Source organism: Enterobacter sp. WPR_3_1, from assembly GCF_003635055.1.
GTDB lineage: Bacteria > Pseudomonadota > Gammaproteobacteria > Enterobacterales > Enterobacteriaceae > Enterobacter > Enterobacter ludwigii.
Genome location: NZ_RBXU01000015.1, coordinates 205,879 through 222,751 on the forward strand (window position 1 = coordinate 205,879; position 16,873 = coordinate 222,751).

Genomic DNA, 16,873 nt, shown 5'->3' on the forward strand with positions numbered 1-16,873 from the left:
GAGAGACTGATGAATACCACACAACCTGACTGGCATGCCTATCTGGCGCAAATGGAGTCCGTGCTGGGCGTTGAGCTGGATGACGCCCGCCGGGCAGAACTCCATGTACAGTTCTGCCGTATCGCGGCGATGGCCGCCCCGCTGATGGCGCTGCCGCTTGATGACCGTCTGGAAATCGCAGGAGTATACAAAGCATGACGCTACACGAGATGAGTATCAGTGAGATCCAGCAGGCGCTGAGTGCAGGCGACCTGAGCGCCCATGACATCGCCCGCCAGACGCTGGAAGCCATTACGCGCATCAATCCCCATATCAACGCCTGGACCACCGTCACGGAAGAACGCATGCTGGCCGAAGCCGAGAATATCGACACCCTGCGTCGGGAGAAACGCCCTCTGCCGCCGCTGGCAGGTATTCCCTACGCGGTGAAAAACCTGTTCGACGTCGCCGGGCATACGACCCTTGCCGGTGCAGAGCTGTTCAGCCAGCGCCCCCCCGCCACCGCTGACAGCTTTGCGGTACGCCAGTTGCGCAGCGCCGGTGGCTTATTGTCGGGAATGGTCAACATGGATGCCTACGCCTACGGCTTTACGACGGAAAACAGTTACTACGGCGCAACGCGTAACCCGCACGATGTGACGCGCATTGCCGGAGGATCGTCCGGCGGTTCTGCCGCCGCGGTCGCTGCCGGACTGGTTCATTTTTCGCTCGGTACCGACACCAACGGGTCGATTCGCGTACCGGCCTCCCTGTGCGGAATATACGGTCTTAAGCCCACTTTTGGTCGTCTGTCACGCGCCGGCAGCCATCCGTTTGTCGCCAGTCTGGATCACATCGGGCCGTTTGCCCGTCGCGTAAGCGATCTGGCGTCGGTGTACGATGCACTGCAGGGTCGGGATACCAGCGACGGATTTCAGGCGGAGAGCTCCCGGGAGCAGACCCGGCCCCTGCTCGACCGCGGTCTGGATGGTTTGCGCTGCGCGGTGCTCGGCGGCTATTTCAGTACCTGGTGTGACAGCGACATGCGGGACGCCGTGGCGCGGGTGGCAAAAGCCCTCGACGTTCAGGAAACGCTGCAATTCCCCGATGCCGAACTGGCCCGCTCCGCGGCGTTTATCATCAGCGCTTCGGAAGGCGGAAATCAGTACCTGCCCGCGCTTCGCCGCGAGCCCGGGCGTTTTGAACCCCATTCGCGCGAACGGCTTCTGGCCGGCGCGATGATCCCTTCTGCCTGGTATATTCAGGCCCAGCGTTTTCGCACGCAGGCCCGACAGGCGTTTAAAGCGTTGTTTGCGCAGGCCGACGTGCTGATCGCCCCGGCCACGCCGCGCAGTGCAACGCGGATTGGCGAAGAGATTATGGAGATCAACGGCCAGCCGTTACCGGTTCGCGCCAGCATGGGCATGCTGACGCAGCCGATTTCGTTTTTAGGTTTACCCGTTACCACCGTCCCGCTGCGCACCGCTCAGGGCAGACCTGTTGGCCTGCAGTTGATCGCCGCGCCGTTTAACGAGCAAGCCTGCCTGCGCGTGGCGCGGGTGCTGGAAGCAAGCGGAATAACTGATGCCCGGCCGGCGGAGATGACACCATGATAAATCACGATGACATTAACCTTCCGTGGGTCGTTGCAGAAGTGACCGCAGCCTTTTACCGCTATGAAGACGCGCTGGTAAGCAACAACATTCCGGTGCTGGATGAGCTGTTCTGGCACGACAAAAACACGGTGCGTCTCGGTGCGGGCGAAAACCTGTACGGCATTGAGGAAATCCGCGCCTTTCGGGCGGCGCGCCCGTCCGCGGGCCTGCAAAGGACGTTGCGCCATACGGTAATCACCACCTTCGGAGAGGATTACGCCGTGTGTAGCACCGAATTCACCCGCGAAGGAACGGAGCGGATTGGCCGCCAGCAGCAGACATGGGTACGCTTCCCGTACGGCTGGCGAATTGTGGCGGCGCAGGTGAGCGTGATGGCGTAATGTTAATAACCCTGCCCGATGGCGCTTTTCCCATCAGATAAGCAGCAGGCCGGGACAGGCGTCACCGCCGCCCGGCACACTGCTGGACCGTTATTGTTGGAACGGGTGCACTTCACGCCAGTGATCGGCTATCTGCTGGCGGGTACAGACCCATACCCGATCGTGCTGCGCAAGGTAATCGAGGAACCGCTGCAAAGCACGAAAACGCCCCGGACGCCCCAGCAGGCGGCAATGCATGCCGATGGACATCATCTTCGGCGCACGTTCCCCTTCTTCGTACAACACGTCAAAGCTGTCTTTCAGGTAGGTATAAAACTGCTCGGCGGTGTTGAACCCCTGCGCGGTCGCGAAGCGCATGTCGTTGGCATCCAGCGTATACGGCACAATCAGGTGGGGTTTGCGCGTGCCGTCGCTGCACGCCACTTGCGTCCAGAACGGTAAATCGTCGCCATAGTAGTCGCTGTCATAGTCAAAGCCCCCATGCTCCACTACCAGCTGGCGGGTGTTTGGGCTGTCACGCCCGGTGTACCAGCCGGCAGGCGGTTTGCCAAACAGGTCAGTCAGGACATGCACCGCCTTGTGCAGGTGCTCGCGCTCCTGGTTGATATCCATACTTTGATAGTGGATCCAGCGCCAGCCGTGGCTAACCACGTCATAATCAGCCGCTTTGATGGCGTCAACGATATCGGGATGTCGCGCCAGCGCCATTGCCACGCCAAAGACCGTCAGCGGCAGGCCACGCTTGCAGAATTCGTTATGGATCCGCCAGAACCCAGCGCGGCTGCCGTATTCATAGAGGGAGTCCATCGACATGTGTCTGTCCGGATAACTGGCCGCACCGATGATGTCCGAGAGGAATTGTTCTGAGCCGGCATCACCGTGCAGAACGTGGTTTTCCGCCCCTTCTTCGTAATTGAGTACAAACTGCACGGCGATGCGCGCCTGGTTCGGCCACTGCGCGTGCGGCGGCTTGCCTGCATAGCCGCGTAAGTCCCGCGGATAATCTTCGTTAAAAAGCGCCATTATCACCCCCTCAATTAAAATGGATTCAGTGCCTGAAAGTGTCCGCTCAACGCTTTTTTCTCCGGGAAAGCCAGGTCCCCGTGCTTGCTGGTTGACAGCCCCAGCGCCACCAGCGACTCGACCATTTTCACCGCCGCACTGACGCCGTCGATCACCGGCACGTGCAGCTCGCGCGTCAGCTCCTGCGCCAGCGTCGCCATTCCACCGCAGCCGAGCACAATCGCGCCGCAGCCATCTTCTTTCAGCGCCTGGATGCAGCGCGCGCGCACCTTCTCCTGAGCCAGGCCGCTACCGTCTTCCAGTGCCAGCACCGGCAGATCGATGGCATGCAGGGCTGCACAGTGGTCCTGGAAACCATACTGGTGCAAAAGATGGCGGGCGATAATCCGCGTGCGAGGCAGCGTAGTCACAACGGAAAAGCGTGTTGCCACCAGCGTGGCCATATGCATCGCAGCTTCTGCGATACCGATGACCGGCCCCTGCGCCAGCTCGCGCGCCGCCAGCAGGCCGGGGTCACCAAAGCAGGCAATCACGTGTCCATCCACGCCCTGTTGCCGTCCGCGTTTTATCTGTTCGAGAACGCCCACGGCGGCGATGGCCTCATCAAAATGACCTTCTATCGAGGGCACACCTGCGCTCGGGCAGACGGCGAGGATCTCCGTTCCCGGTGCTGCTACCGCGCGGGCTGCGGCGCCGATGGTTTCCGTCATCGCGAGGCTGGTGTTGGGGTTAATCACTTGTATACAAACAGACGACATTACGACTCCTTGTGGCTGGCGAACAGCCGGGCAAAATCAGGCAGGCACTCACCGGCCCGTTCGAAACAGAGGCTGGCGACAATATGTTCAAAATGGTGCATTAAGGCCTCACTCAGGGGCTGGAGCGCCTTCTGGCGCAAGAGTTCCACCAGTTGCTCGTGGTCATTGCAGCGGCAGCCCTGACGCCACGGCGCGCCCCAGGCTGCGATCACCAGCGACGACCGCTGGCTCAGTCCGGTCACCATCTCTGTCAGCACCTGATTGCCTGAAATGGCCTGAAGCTGAATATGGAAATTGGCGGAGTGGCGGATTGCGGCGGGACCGTCATACGCCTCATGCGCCTGCTGCTCCTGGCGAATAATCCCTTCCAGTGCAGCCAGATGCGGCGGCTGACAGTGGGCCAGCACGTCCGGCAGGTTAGCCACCTCAAGCAGCGCGCGCGTGCGGAAGATCTGCTGCGCCTCTTCTACCGTCGGGCTGGCCACGTGTGCACCACGTTTGGGCGTTAAGGTGACCATTTGCACAGCGGCGAGTCGTTGCAGCACCTTGCGAATACCGGTGCGGCTCACGCCGAAGACCTCAGCCAGCGCCTCTTCAGGCAATTTACTTCCCGGGAGCAACTGATGTTCGACTATCGCAGTCATCAGCGCCTGAAAGATGGATTCATCTTTGTCATGCAGGTCTGGCGCGGTCTGCAGGCTGTTTATGTTGTTCATTAACCACTCCGATTTTTACTTTTCGCTATCGAATCGTATACATAAAAATAAAATATTGCATACAAGATTTATTATTTTGGCCTGGATCCTGCAACACCGTCTGCACTCCCACTTAACGGGTTTTCATTCACAGGAGCAGGTTTCATGCCAAACAGACAAAACGCGCAGCACGGTACGGCCGCTGATTCCGGTGCGGTTTACAGCCCACGGCTTTGCAATGAGGATCTGGCACCGACGCGTGACCAGAACTGGAGCTGGTACAACATCTTTTCTTTCTGGATGTCGGACGTCCACAGCATGGGGGGTTATGTTGTTGCCGCGAGCTTCTTTACGCTCGGGCTGGCAAGCTGGCAGGTCTTGCTCTGCCTGCTGATAGGGATTTGCATTGTGCAGTTGTGCGCCAACCTGGTGGCGAAACCGAGTCAGATGGCAGGCGTACCCTACGCGGTGATTTGCCGTCAGGCATTTGGCGTTTTCGGGGCCAATATTCCGGCGGTGATCCGCGGGCTGATTGCTTTCGCATGGTACGGCATTCAGACCTACCTGGCCGCCAACGCGCTGATGCTGGTGGCGCTTAAGTTCTGGCCTTCACTCGCGACGCTCACCACCGGTTCGTTCCTGGGCCTGTCGCATCTTGGCTGGATCTGTTTTGCTATCATGTGGGTGCTGCAGGCGATGGTCTTCTGGCACGGCATGAGCGCCATTAAGCGCTTTATTGATATCGCCGGTCCGGCGGTCTACGTGGTGATGCTGGCGCTGGCGGGATGGATTGTATACAAGACCGGTTTTGACGGCATCTCCTTTACCCTCGCCAGCAAATCCCTGAGCGCCGGTGAGCAGACCTGGCAGATGATCACCGCCACGGCACTGGTGGTCTCTTACTTCTCCGGCCCGCTGCTCAATTTTGGTGACTTCTCCCGCTACGGTAAAAGCATGGGAGAGATCCGCCGCGGTAACCGCTGGGGTCTGCCATTTAACTTCCTGCTGTTCTCCATCGTTACCGTGGTGATTGTGTCGGGTACGCAATCGCTGTTTGGCCGCATGATCACTGACCCGATTGAAACCGTCAGCCGTGTGGGCAACGATCTGGCCGTGGCCATTGGCTTGCTGACCATGATCACCGCCACCATCGGGATCAACATCGTGGCGAACTTCGTCTCCCCGGCGTTTGATTTCTCTAACTGTTCACCGCAAAAAATCAGCTTCCGCACCGGGGGGATGATCGCCGCCGTCGGCTCTATCCTGTTAACCCCGTGGAACCTGTTTAACTCGCCGGAGCTTATTCACTACACTCTGGACGTGCTCGGGGCGTTTATTGGCCCGCTGTTCGGGATTCTGATTGCCGATTTTTACCTGATTAAGCGCGGCAAAGTCTCCGTAGACGATCTGTTTGATGACACGCCAAAAGGCAAATACTGGTATCGCAACGGTTTCAACCCGAAAGCCATCGGCGCGCTGGTGCCATCCGTTGCCGTTGGACTGGTGATAAGCTTTATTCCCTCCCTGCATGAAGTGGCAAACTTTAGCTGGTTTATCGGTGTCTTCCTGGGCGGGGTCACCTACCGCTGGCTGGCGCGGGAAGAGCGTGAAGCGGCAGACGCCTCGTCGTTCAGCCCCCGCGTGGCGACGCAAAAAGAGTAACCCTTCCTTCGGGCCGCAGTTCCTCTGCGGCCTTTTTCATTCTGGCACCGTTTTTGCTCAGTCTCATCACCCCGCTACGCAAACACTAAGGCAGGAATCATGATGGACTACCAGACTGCGATCCGCGGTGCATTTTTTGATATTGCCCAGGTCTGCGACAGTGCAGACGTTATCGCCCAACAGGCGCGCTACCTTGAAGACGGGCTGTTGTTCATCCATAACGGCAAAATTCTGGCGCAGATGGCCTGGCAGGAGGGCGAGCAGTATCTTGATCCCTACAAAGGGTACACCGACCTGCGCGGCAAACTGCTGCTCCCGGGTTTTGTCGATACCCACGTCCATTACCCGCAGACGGAGATGATTGGCGCTTTTGGTGAGCAGCTGCTGGAGTGGCTGACCACCTACACGTTCCCGGTAGAAAGCCAGTTTGCCGATGAGGCCTATGCGAAAGAGATTGCGGCGTTTTTCATCAACCAACTGGTCAGCCACGGCACCACCACCGCGCTGGTGTTTTGTACGCTGCATCCTGAATCGGTCGAGGCGCTGTTCACCGAGGCCCTGCGCCTTAACATGCGCCTTATCGCCGGCAAGGTGATGATGGACCGCCACACGCCTGACTACCTGAGTGAAACCGCGAAAGAGAGCTACCGGCAGACGCGCGAGTTGATCCAGCGCTGGCACCACCGTGGACGGTTGGGCTACGCCATTACGCCACGCTTTGCCCCGACCTCCTCACCGGAACTGCTGGCCGCGGTCAGCCTGCTCAGAGAGGAGTTTCCCGACACCTGGATGCAGACCCATCTGAGCGAAAACCCAAATGAAGTGGCCTGGGTAAGCGATCTGTGGCCGGAACATGAACGTTATCTGGATGTGTATCATCATTACGGGCTGACCGGCGAACGCAGCGTGTTTGCCCATGGGATCCACCTCCATGAGAGCGAGTGGCGCTGTCTGCACGATACCGGCTCGGCGGTGGCGTTTTGCCCCACCTCGAACCTGTTTCTTGGCAGCGGACTGTTCCGCTTACCCGCCTGCTGGCAACACCAGGTGCGTATGGGCATTGGCACCGATGTGGGTGCCGGAACCACCTTCAGCATGCTGCGCACCCTCGGGGAGGCGTACAAGGTGGGTCAGCTGCAGAGCTACCGCCTGCGCGCCAGCGAAGCGTTTTATCACGCCACGCTGGGCGGCGCTCACGCCCTGAGGCTGGACGATAAGATTGGCAATTTCGCCCCCGGCAAAGAGGCCGATTTTATCGTCATCGACCCGGCCGTTACGCCGCTACAGCGCCTGCGTAACCGGCGCTGTCAGGACATTTATGAGCAGCTGTTTGTGCTGATGACCCTGGGCGACGAGCGCAATATTAGCGAGACCTGGGTCAACGGTGTGCAGGTGTGGTCAACTGCCGCGGTAGGTTGACCACCCGCCCGGCGCAATCACAAACGGCAGGTGGAAGTGCTCGTCTGCCGTTTCTCCCGTCACAAAATCGATCTGTGCGCAGGGGTAAAGCGTGTCGCGGCCGGTTTCGGTGAACCAAGCCCCTATCTCGGCCACCAGCCGGTAACGTCCTGCAGGCAGGAAAGGAATAAACGCGGTGATGCGCCCCTGGGCGTTAGTGAAAGCAGTGGCCAATACGGCGCCGTCCTGCTCAAGATAAACCCTTACGCCCTGCGCAGGCTTTCCCGTTGAAATATCAAGAATATGCGTGCTTAACGTACTCATTCGTCAATGACTCCTTCCAGCCGAAGCAGCGTAATTTCCCGCAGCTGTTCCAGTGCGGCCTGTACCTCCTGCGCATCGCTGTTTTCCAGCCGGGCGTTGAGGGCGCGTAAAATCGCCTCACCGCTACGGCCTTTCGCGCGGATCAAAAACACGCGTCCAAAACGGGCCTCATAGCGAGCGTTCCCTTCCTGCAGTGCCTGTGCCAGCTGCCTGTCGCGGTTGTCGACGGCGCCCTGCTCCTGGCGCGAAAGCACCGCCTCCGCCCGGGCGCCCGTCGGTTTCTCACCAATTCGCGGGTGCGCATTCAGGGCCTGCGTAAGCGCCGTTTCATCCCAGGTTTGTGCCAGCGCCCGGGCGGCGTCGAACAGTGCTTTGCGGTGTAAATAGGGCCGCCCCCGCACCAGCGCATCGGCCCAGTCGGGCAACGCCACGCAGGGCTGCAAATGCGCGAGCGCCTCTTCGTGGCTCAGTTGATTAAAAGTTTGCAATGCAATCATACTCACTCCCGTCATATCGTCGTTTTATCGCTTTGCACAAACTACGCCACTCTTGCCATCCCCCATGAAACAGTCGATTCCGGATCGCACAACAGGAAATTATTGATTCATAAAAAGGCATTCTCACCGCGTTTGCGCACCTTAGCAGTGCAAAACCGCTTCAAACAACGCGCTTTTCGCCACTCTGCAGCCTGGTACGCAAATTGCTCTTTCCTTTTTACACCCTGCAAAAGGAGAGAAGCATGAGAGCAATCGTTATTGGCGCGGGCATTGGCGGCCTGAGCGCCGCTGTAGCGCTGAAGAAGGCGGGAATCGACTGTACCGTGTTTGAGGCCGTGAAAGAGATGAAGCCCGTCGGTGCGGCCATCTCCATCTGGCCCAATGGGGTGAAATGCATGCAGCACCTCGGAATGGGCGACATCATCGAGACCTACGGCGGCCCTATGCGCTTTATGGCCTATAAGGATCACCGGCGCGGCGATACCCTCACCCGCTTTAGCCTTGCCCCGCTGGTCGAGCGCACGGGCGGTCGCCCTTGCCCCGTGTCGCGTACGGAACTGCAGCGCGAAATGCTGAACTTCTGGGGGCACGAGAACGTTCAGTTCGGCAAACGCGTTGAAAGCGTCCGTGAGGACGCGGCTGGCATCACCGTCACCTTCATCGACGGTACTACCGCGACGGGGGATTTCCTGATTGCCGCCGATGGCAGTCACTCCGCGGTTCGCCCGTACGTGCTGGGCTATACGCCCGAGCGCCGCTACGCCGGTTACGTCAACTGGAACGGGCTGGTGAAGATTGATGAAGAGATTGCCCCTGCGCACCAGTGGACCACCTTCGTCGGCGAGGGCAAGCGCGTTTCGCTGATGCCCGTCGCCGGCGGACGCTTCTATTTCTTTTTTGATGTTCCGCTCCCCCTCGGGCTGGCGGAAGATCGCACTACCCTTCGCGCCGATCTCACGGGCTATTTCCGCGGCTGGGCGCCACCGGTACAGAAGCTCATCGCCGCGCTGGATCCCGAGACCACAAACCGTATCGAAATCCACGACATTGAACCGTTCGACACCCTGGTGCGCGGCAACGTGGCGCTTCTTGGCGATGCCGCGCACAGCACCACGCCGGATATCGGCCAGGGCGGATGCGCGGCGATGGAGGACGCCGTGGTGCTGGGTGACTGCCTGCGCGAGAACCACAACATCGCACTGGCGTTGCGGCAGTACGAAGCGCTGCGCTGTGACCGGGTCCGCGACCTGGTGCTTAAGGCCCGTAAACGCTGTGATATCACGCATGGCAAAGACATGGCATTGACCCGGGCCTGGTACCAGGAGCTCAAAGAAGAGACCGGAGAGCGCATCATTAACGGTCTGTGCGACACCATTCAGGCCGGGCCTTTAGGCTGAACGCGAGAGGGACAACCATGAAAATACAACCGACTCCACCCGCCCATTGTACGTTTGAGCCAGAGGACTGGCTGCGTCTGGCAAAATGCTGGCATCCGGTTGCTCGCGCCTGCGACATCGGCGCGGCACCGGTCAAAGCCACCCTGCTCGACGAACAACTGGTTATCTACCGCGTCAAAGACCAGGTTGTGGTCGCCCGGGACGTTTGCCCGCACCGCGGCGTACCTTTGACGCTGGGCTTTCACGATGAACACGGGATTATCTGCCCTTATCATGGCTTACGCTTTGGTGAAGATGGACGCTGCAACCGCATTCCGTCCAGCCCTGACCAGCCGGTTCCCGCGAAGCTTAACCTGATCAACTATGCCGTGGAGGAGCGCTTTGGGTTGATCTGGACCTGCCTGGCGTTTGATCCGGATAACCCAATGCCGCTGCCCACCATGCCGCACTGGGATAACGACGGATTTCAGCAGATCAACTGCCCGGCGTTTGAAGTGAATGGCTTCGCCGGCCGTCAGGTGGAAGGGTTTCTGGACGTGGCGCATTTTGCCTGGATCCACACTGACACCTTTGCTGACCCCAATAATCCGCTGGTACCCCATTATCAGCCCCAGGAGACGCCGTTTGGCTTTGTTGCCGATTACTGGAGCTCGGTGAGCAACTACCCCGCCAGCTCCGATGTCCAGGCGCCGGAAGGCTTCCAGTGGCTGCGTCATTTTGAAATGCATCTGCCGTTTACCGCCACGCTGACGATCCATTTTCCGGGGGAAGCCAGGCTGGTGATCATGAACGCCGCCTCGCCCGTCTCTTCACGGGTAACCCGCATGTTCGCCCCTATCGCGCGCAACTTTGACCTGCATATTCCGGTAGAGGAAGTGCACGCCTTCAATTTGCGTATTTTTGAAGAAGACCGCCTGATGGTTGAGACGCAGCGCCCGGAAAGCCTGCCGCTGGATCTGACTCTGGAAGCCCACATCCCTGCAGATAAAAGCTCTATTGCCTACCGCCGGGGGCTGAAAAAGATGGGCTTCGGCGAGTTTTTCCTGGTGTGACGGAGGAACGTGATGAGCGAAATGTTAAGCGTTATTGTCGACGGTCTCTGGCGTGAGGGGGATAAGAGTCTCGCCGTCAGGCTGGTGTCAGAATGCGGTGAAGCCCTGCCGGGCTGGCAGCCCGGGGCGCACATTGACGTGCATCTGCCCTGCGGGCTGGTTCGCCAGTATTCGCTGACCGGGGCAAGCGACAGCGAGAGCTATCTTATTTGCGTAGGACGTGAAACCGCCTCGCGCGGCGGGTCACGCTATGTTCACGAGACGCTACGTCCGGGGCAGAAACTGCTTATCTCCTCACCGCGCAATCTGTTTGCGCTGCACGAGGCTGAACGCTTCTTGCTGCTGGCGGCAGGGATAGGCATAACGCCCTTGTATGCGATGGCCCGGCAGCTGGAGGCTTCCGGCACCCCGTTTACGCTGCACTATTACGTTAAAGAGCATGGCAACGCGGCGTTTGCGCGTGAACTCAGGCAATTTAAACGCGGCGAGTGTGTCATCCATACCATCAGCCCGCGCACTGCGCTGGCAGAGCACATGCCCACGCCAGCGCCCGGTTTCCACGCCTGGGTCTGCGGGCCGGCAGGTTTTATGGAGAAAGTGTATCAGGTCGCCCTCACGAGAGGCTGGGCTGAGAGCAATCTTCACAGCGAAGCATTCCAGCCCGTTATGCCCGCCGACTGTAATGAAACGGGCGAGATTTTTACAGTCAAGCTGGCATCAACCGGCGAGCGCTGGCCGGTGCCGGCGGACAAAACTATCGCGCAGGTGCTGCTGGAAAACGGCGTGGCGGTACCGCTCTCCTGTGAAATGGGGATTTGCGGCGCCTGTCTGACGCCGGTTATCGACGGCGTAGTGGATCACCGGGATAGCGTGCAGTCGGAGGCGGAGAAAAGCGCGGCAGACCAGCAGGTGGCGCTGTGCTGCTCGCGAAGCCATTCAGGGGAACTGGTTATTGGGTTGTAGAACGAAAACACCCTGCGATATTGCTATCGCAGGGTGTTTAAATTTGGCGGGATCCACGGATAGTCAAAACAAATGGCATACAGGGTTTCGGAGAAAAAAGCATGTCCATAATTACCGATATCACCTCAAAAACAGCGGAACGGACGATAAAACGATCCCTCATGGCAGCATAACTGGCCTGACACGTCATCATCTTAAAAGGGGGAAATATCCGTGAAACTTCCCGTCATAATGACGAGTTTTAAAGTATCTTAACGATGGATTTACTCTGATGCATTCCGTTTTATTTCAGCATATCGGGCTGCCAGTTGTTTCAGATGCATCTCCAACTGAGATCTCGCAGCTGCAGGTAAAGGTACACCAGGAGGATTTTCTGACAAGATACGCAGTTGCTCTTCAGCCGGTATGGACTGGTTAAAAGACTGCCGGACGGAAAATACAACCGACTTCAGTTCACTGACCGTCATGTATTTGCCTTTCTGCTCATCAAGCCCGTTCAGCCGGTCACTCAATTTTTGTAGCGTTGACATCCCCTTATACCAGCCATTGAGCTGTTCTACCGGTAATGCGGCAGCATTAAGGTGTTGCTGCCACTGTTGTGTCAGGGGTTTTGCTTGCTCCGGCCACAGCACCTGAGCCTGTTCTGTAAGTTTTCGGCTGTAAGTAATACTCCAGTCAGGAGGCAATTTATCCAGTCGGGCAAGCTGCTGCTGTGTTTGTTCTATCATTGTTTGTGATGACGGAGATTGCTGACGCAACATATCCAGTTTTTGAGGCGCGAGAGGTGCAGGTAACGGAGCCAGTGAGGCAGCAAGCTGAGTCTGTAGCGGGTCTGGCCGGTGAAGAAATTGCCAGCTCCACACTGCGCCCGTACTTATTATCAGCATGGTACACATTCCGGCAGCGAAGGATTTCCACTTTTTTACCTGAGTGGGCATTGCCGTCAGTACTTCCACATTAGCGTGGTGTTCTGGCTGTGCAACGAATACCCACTTCACTGGGCTGTCTGGCGCAGGGGTCTCTTCAGAGAGACTACCGGTATGAGAGCCTGTTGATATTACTGCACCATTCTTTACGGTGGCAGGCAGGACAATACCAGACTGAATATTCGACCCGGTACTGGTTGTATCGTTGCTGTTTTCCAGCCGGACAGCGCTGTTGTGCATCAGGGAACGCAACGTATCGAGCTGGCTCAGATGCTTAAGCTCCAGACGTTGAAGCACCTCCCCCAGACTGCCAAGCAGTTGCTCAGCCCGATACAGTTGTCTGAGGTCGCTGTAATTGAGCGGGAGCGAGCGCATCCGTTGCTGAAGACGCTGGTTCAGACTGCTGAGGATTTCCATGCGGGCATGTACCGGCTGCGGCCACAGTGTCCCCCACTGATGGCTTATCAGCGCATCCAGTATCGCCAGGCCTTCATTGAGGCCGAATAAGCCGGCCAGTTGCGTCCGTGCCAGCGTGTACCAGGCCGCCGTCTGTAACTCCACACCGTTTTGCTCAAACAGTGAAAGGCAGAGTTTTTCGACATAATGCCAGTTCACATCCGGACGGGCCGGATGTGTCAGTTTACTCAGTTCATCACGCAGGGTGGCATAATCCGCTAGCGTGCGCGGATCGCCACCGGTTTTGATTTTTCGTGGATTGATGTCATTCATGGCTGAATATCCAAATGAAGGTTGCGGTGCTGTACTTCCTGTTTATGCAGCTTCACCACAAGTCTGCTGGTACTGCCAGGTTAACAGCTATGAAAGAAGCGCTAAAATCAGACAAAAAGAAGTACTTTGATCAAAAGGTTGTACTGTGCGCAGCAACATCCCCGGGGGATTAAAGGTCCAGTCACTGAAATGACCTGCCCGTATGAACAGGCGCCCCAGAGAGATCACGCAGCCTTCTGCATGAAGGGTCACTTCCACGCATCCGGTCACGCCCTGGCCGTACAAAAATACTGGTGTAAATTTCACAGACTGGTCATCTACACACAGAAAGATATCGGTAATCTCAAGAGCCCCGTACTCCACCAGCAGATCCGTAACGGATGTATTCAGCGTCCCCTCGTTCAATCCGGTACCCTCCAGCCACGCGTCCATTTGCTCCTGAAGCTGCGCATTCGATGGCAAAAATCTGCAATATCGGCCTGACTCTTACTGTGTGTTGGAACTGATGAAAGCTGTCTGGCCTTACACACGAATTGCGGTATCGAGATACTGCTGTTGCTTCAGGTGCCTCAGCATCACGCGTCCTTCGGGCATAAACTCGGTGCCGTAACGTACGAGGCCAATGCCCTTAAGCTCAGCATCAATGGCATAACGCAACTCTCCTGGCACGTGCTGTTCGAGTAAAGTTACATTGAGGGACTGCAAACGGGGTTCATACTTGAGCAGGACACCGGCCAGCGTATCGATCAGCTCGTGGGCTGTACCCGGCATGCCTTGCAGAATTTTGGTCATGTCCGGCAAACCATAATCTGGTAAATGGGATATGGTCCCGGCTCGGGCGTTCAAAATACGCTGGATGTTATCCAGTACAGATAAAATAACCTGGTCTTCTTCGTTTACAACTTCAAGGGGAAGATCCCCTGTAAAGTTGCCGGTAAGAATTTCATATAAAGAGGGCGTTTTTTGATTCATAATATAGCATATTATTTTAAATGATAGAGGTTTAGGTTCTAAGGGATGTGAATTACCTTATGTTTCTTTTAAGGATTTTTTTGCAAAAATAATTATTAAGCAACCGGATAATGAGGAACAAAACATCAATATTACTCGAAGTGGATTTGTTCCATACCAAGAATAAAGCATAAAGATAATAACCAGGCTAAAGATTACTGAAGAGTGCTTTGGTTTTATAGATGTTGCTAGAAATGTAATGGATTCGGTCTCCGGCTCCGGGCCGGTGTCATCACCTGCGTCACGATAAGGCGCTGCGTAGCGGTAATGCTCCCCGGTGGTGACCGCATCGTTACGCACGCTGACCGTCGCATCCATCGGTGTGGAGGCTGTCCGGTAGTTATAATCCCGCGTGGCGACCGTGCCGGTGGCAAGGGTGTGCCAGGTCAGATTCTAACCAATTTTTTAACTCAAGTTTTCAAAACGAGCCGACAACCCGGTAAATACATATTAACTATGAAGTATCAAAAATTCTCTCAATTCACCAGATATGTTATTACGCTCTAAGTACTTCGCTTTATCTTCTTCAGATAAAGATATCCAAAAAGGAGACCAGTAAACGTTCCACCACAGACCTATCTGTCCTTGTAAACTGCCCACTGATTCAAAATCAGAATATGGAAAAACAGTATCAGGAGCTGGCGGTTCAAAGTGCTCATTGCAGAGTTTTCTAATCAAATCATTATCATTATCATTATCATTATCATTATCATTAGTGATTATATCAAGCACTATTTGACTAAGTTCATTAAACTTATAGTAGTGTACTATTTTCTCATTATTGATTAAACATACCTTTTCATTTTCAATTTTTTTCCGAAAAAAAGACTCTATTATTTTTTCTACTTTATCTACATCGCCAGGTTTAACCATAAATCTTGATGAATATGCATATACATTGTTACTTTTCAGACACAAAAAAAATGGGTATGTATTTATCGATTTTGCCAAGACTTCAAAGCCTGAGGCTGAGTAAATATCTTGGAGATCATTTTTTTTCTGAAAAAATCAATAAATTTAATTTTCATCTATGTAATCCGCAATCCAGTCCGCACCATAATACCCAGCACAGCCGAATATTATACCACCAATAAGTCCTGTAATAACTGCACCTGGACCTGTCTCCACTCCCACTGCCGCACCAGCAACGGTTCCTATTTTAGCTCCCGCGACGAATCCGCCCCAACCCCCTGCTTGTCGTATAACTTCAGCGCTGATAGGTTTTACACTTCCGGTCTTTATAGATTTTTCAGTGGCTTGTTCATGATCATACGCTGTAAGAACTATCCCTACGACCTGAACTACCCTACCTGCTTTCGCCATCCCTTTTACTAAGCTAAGAGATTCTGGTGTGAAAATGGCTTTCTCAGGTATTTCCTCACCCATTATCAAAATTTCCTTATCAACATCTCTTACAAATGCTGCAATCTTATAAACACGTTTAACCAAATGTGGGTTTTTTTACTTTGTATTCATCAAGTGCTTTCAAAATTTCATCAGTCGTAACTAACTCTGCTCCAGATTTTAATGCTTTCTCGACGTCAATATATATTGACTTACCATCAAATCTGGGAGAACCGCCGGGAAAAACAGAGCTTGTAGAGATATAGGGTGATTTGTTTTTACCCATCACATGCTCAGCAACACTAACTGTTGTATCAAAACTTTTGGGAAGTAAGCCATACCGCTCTGGATCTGTCTCTGAAAGTAATCTTAGTGGCGATAAATCCATTTGGGACAAATAAGGGTTAGATTTTGAAGCATATATTTTTCTTACCAAAAAACCATCTTTCCCAGGCTCGTCGACAATAATAAAGAAAAACGCACGAGCTGGCATTAACAAACCAGTTACGTCGTGCGTTGAATGTGGAGTTTCATTAGTTAAAGTTGAATGCTCAGTCATCTACCATCTCTCCAGAGCTTGGACACCTAGCCAAACGGTAAGTTTGGATGATTCCTTTGAAAAAACGCGTTTGCATAGACCTTGATTATCGGTGACCCCTTTAAATGTTTCACCACTTTCGCTAGAGATAAAATACGGCACATTGGCCATAGGCTTACCACTATCATTCAAGATCCGGAATTGTTCATCGAAGAATCCATTCCTGATTAAATCTTCAACTAATGCCATTGATATTGATGACATTGCTGTTGAATGTGCACCAGCAAACATAGTCCGCTTCACCTTACGCAGATACGACGCTGTCGTACCGTATTCTATTTTTCCCGCCTCCAGCCTCAGATAGCTTCCGCCGCCGATCAGCGTGATACGTTTTTTTCCGGCCAGGGAGATGTCATTCGCTGAACTCAGCGTCAGCTTCTTCTCTGCAAGCAACCGCAGGCTGGCGTTTTGCGCATGGATATCTATTGGCCCTTCTCCGGATTTGACGCTCAGTTGTCCGGTCCGGGCAAAGAGCCCCAGTTTTTCTCCGGCCAGTGCGGTCAGATTGCCCATTGTTCCGA

Annotated in this window: 18 protein-coding genes and 3 pseudogenes; 8 read left to right on the forward strand and 13 right to left on the reverse strand. The window is 55.2% G+C overall.

Annotated features, from left to right (window positions below; all coding sequences use genetic code 11):
- Positions 1 to 9: 9 nt before the first annotated feature.
- Genes hpxX through hpxZ form a run of 3 tightly spaced genes read left to right on the forward strand, consistent with a single transcriptional unit; the run spans position 10 to position 1,975 of the window.
- Positions 10 to 198 carry an oxalurate catabolism protein HpxX gene (gene hpxX / locus BJ887_RS21890; RefSeq protein WP_025204497.1) on the forward strand — a complete coding sequence of 63 codons (189 nt, stop codon included), beginning with the start codon at positions 10 to 12 and terminating at the stop codon, positions 196 to 198.
- Positions 195 to 1,592, forward strand: coding sequence for an AtzE family amidohydrolase (locus BJ887_RS21895; RefSeq protein WP_121340440.1), 1,398 nt, complete (start codon positions 195 to 197; stop codon positions 1,590 to 1,592). The genes hpxX and BJ887_RS21895 overlap by 4 nt, the downstream gene beginning before the upstream one ends.
- The gene (gene hpxZ / locus BJ887_RS21900) at positions 1,589 to 1,975 is read left to right on the forward strand and encodes an oxalurate catabolism protein HpxZ (protein WP_032677834.1); all 387 of its coding nucleotides are present in this window, start codon (positions 1,589 to 1,591) and stop codon (positions 1,973 to 1,975) included. Before BJ887_RS21895 ends, hpxZ begins: the two co-directional genes overlap by 4 nt.
- Positions 1,976 to 2,065: 90 nt before the next feature.
- Here hpxZ and puuE read toward each other — a convergent pair.
- The 3 genes and pseudogenes from puuE to BJ887_RS21915 all read right to left on the reverse strand — a co-directional run.
- Positions 2,066 to 2,983 (reverse strand): annotated as a pseudogene (puuE, locus tag BJ887_RS21905) (allantoinase PuuE); the annotation flags it as partial.
- Positions 2,886 to 3,756, reverse strand: a pseudogene (locus BJ887_RS21910) (aspartate/glutamate racemase family protein); the annotation flags it as partial. The pseudogenes puuE and BJ887_RS21910, both read right to left, overlap by 98 nt.
- The gene (locus BJ887_RS21915) at positions 3,756 to 4,472 is read right to left on the reverse strand and encodes a GntR family transcriptional regulator (protein WP_020884746.1); all 717 of its coding nucleotides are present in this window, start codon (positions 4,470 to 4,472) and stop codon (positions 3,756 to 3,758) included. The pseudogene BJ887_RS21910 and the gene BJ887_RS21915, both read right to left, overlap by 1 nt.
- A 144-nt stretch (positions 4,473 to 4,616) precedes the next feature.
- Between BJ887_RS21915 and BJ887_RS21920 the strand changes: the two genes are divergently transcribed.
- Both BJ887_RS21920 and guaD read left to right on the forward strand, forming a co-directional pair.
- On the forward strand, positions 4,617 to 6,113 hold the full coding sequence (locus BJ887_RS21920; RefSeq protein WP_014169461.1) for an NCS1 family nucleobase:cation symporter-1: 1,497 nt from the start codon (positions 4,617 to 4,619) through the stop codon (positions 6,111 to 6,113).
- Positions 6,114 to 6,212: 99 nt separating this feature from the next.
- Positions 6,213 to 7,532 (forward strand): guanine deaminase, encoded by a 1,320-nt coding sequence (gene guaD / locus BJ887_RS21925; protein ID WP_032670561.1) that lies wholly within the window; start codon positions 6,213 to 6,215, stop codon positions 7,530 to 7,532.
- Here guaD and uraH read toward each other — a convergent pair.
- Together uraH and uraD are read right to left on the reverse strand one after the other, a co-directional pair.
- Positions 7,512 to 7,835 (reverse strand): hydroxyisourate hydrolase, encoded by a 324-nt coding sequence (uraH, locus tag BJ887_RS21930; RefSeq protein ID WP_121340441.1) that lies wholly within the window; start codon positions 7,833 to 7,835, stop codon positions 7,512 to 7,514. The two genes, guaD and uraH, sit on opposite strands and share 21 nt — an antisense overlap.
- A complete protein-coding gene (gene uraD / locus BJ887_RS21935; RefSeq protein ID WP_121340442.1) occupies positions 7,832 to 8,332 on the reverse strand; it encodes a 2-oxo-4-hydroxy-4-carboxy-5-ureidoimidazoline decarboxylase in 501 nt (166 codons plus the stop codon). Before uraD ends, uraH begins: the two co-directional genes overlap by 4 nt.
- 242 nt (positions 8,333 to 8,574) lie before the next feature.
- Here uraD and hpxO point away from each other — a divergent pair, with 242 nt between their 5' ends.
- Genes hpxO through BJ887_RS21950 form a run of 3 tightly spaced genes read left to right on the forward strand, consistent with a single transcriptional unit; the run spans position 8,575 to position 11,744 of the window.
- Positions 8,575 to 9,729 (forward strand): FAD-dependent urate hydroxylase HpxO, encoded by a 1,155-nt coding sequence (gene hpxO, locus BJ887_RS21940; RefSeq protein ID WP_121340443.1) that lies wholly within the window; start codon positions 8,575 to 8,577, stop codon positions 9,727 to 9,729.
- 17 nt (positions 9,730 to 9,746) lie between these two features.
- Complete coding sequence (gene hpxD / locus BJ887_RS21945) at positions 9,747 to 10,781, forward strand: molybdenum cofactor-independent xanthine hydroxylase subunit HpxD (RefSeq protein ID WP_032677828.1); 1,035 nt, start codon at positions 9,747 to 9,749, stop codon at positions 10,779 to 10,781.
- A 12-nt stretch (positions 10,782 to 10,793) separates the two neighbouring features.
- Complete coding sequence (locus BJ887_RS21950; protein WP_121340444.1) at positions 10,794 to 11,744, forward strand: PDR/VanB family oxidoreductase; 951 nt, start codon at positions 10,794 to 10,796, stop codon at positions 11,742 to 11,744.
- 263 nt (positions 11,745 to 12,007) lie between these two features.
- Here BJ887_RS21950 and BJ887_RS21955 read toward each other — a convergent pair whose 3' ends face one another.
- The 8 genes and pseudogenes from BJ887_RS21955 to BJ887_RS21980 all read right to left on the reverse strand — a co-directional run.
- Positions 12,008 to 13,399 (reverse strand): VasL domain-containing protein, encoded by a 1,392-nt coding sequence (locus BJ887_RS21955; RefSeq protein WP_121340445.1) that lies wholly within the window; start codon positions 13,397 to 13,399, stop codon positions 12,008 to 12,010.
- 87 nt (positions 13,400 to 13,486) lie between these two features.
- Positions 13,487 to 13,831: a hypothetical protein gene (locus BJ887_RS21960; protein ID WP_104440251.1), complete on the reverse strand. Its 345-nt coding sequence runs from the start codon at positions 13,829 to 13,831 to the stop codon at positions 13,487 to 13,489.
- 90 nt (positions 13,832 to 13,921) lie between these two features.
- Complete coding sequence (gene tssE / locus BJ887_RS21965; protein ID WP_014169450.1) at positions 13,922 to 14,371, reverse strand: type VI secretion system baseplate subunit TssE; 450 nt, start codon at positions 14,369 to 14,371, stop codon at positions 13,922 to 13,924.
- Between the two features lie 225 nt (positions 14,372 to 14,596).
- Positions 14,597 to 14,797: pseudogene (locus BJ887_RS21970) on the reverse strand (VgrG protein); the annotation flags it as partial.
- A gap of 63 nt (positions 14,798 to 14,860) precedes the next feature.
- On the reverse strand, positions 14,861 to 15,283 hold the full coding sequence (locus tag BJ887_RS23250) for a hypothetical protein (RefSeq protein ID WP_229216879.1): 423 nt from the start codon (positions 15,281 to 15,283) through the stop codon (positions 14,861 to 14,863).
- Between the two features lie 144 nt (positions 15,284 to 15,427).
- On the reverse strand, positions 15,428 to 15,859 hold the full coding sequence (locus BJ887_RS23255) for a hypothetical protein (protein WP_229216880.1): 432 nt from the start codon (positions 15,857 to 15,859) through the stop codon (positions 15,428 to 15,430).
- Positions 15,852 to 16,313, reverse strand: coding sequence for a hypothetical protein (locus tag BJ887_RS23260; protein WP_229216881.1), 462 nt, complete (start codon positions 16,311 to 16,313; stop codon positions 15,852 to 15,854). Before BJ887_RS23260 ends, BJ887_RS23255 begins: the two co-directional genes overlap by 8 nt.
- On the reverse strand, positions 16,314 to 16,873 hold a 560-nt coding region (locus tag BJ887_RS21980; RefSeq protein WP_121340450.1), incomplete at its 5' end, for a DUF2345 domain-containing protein.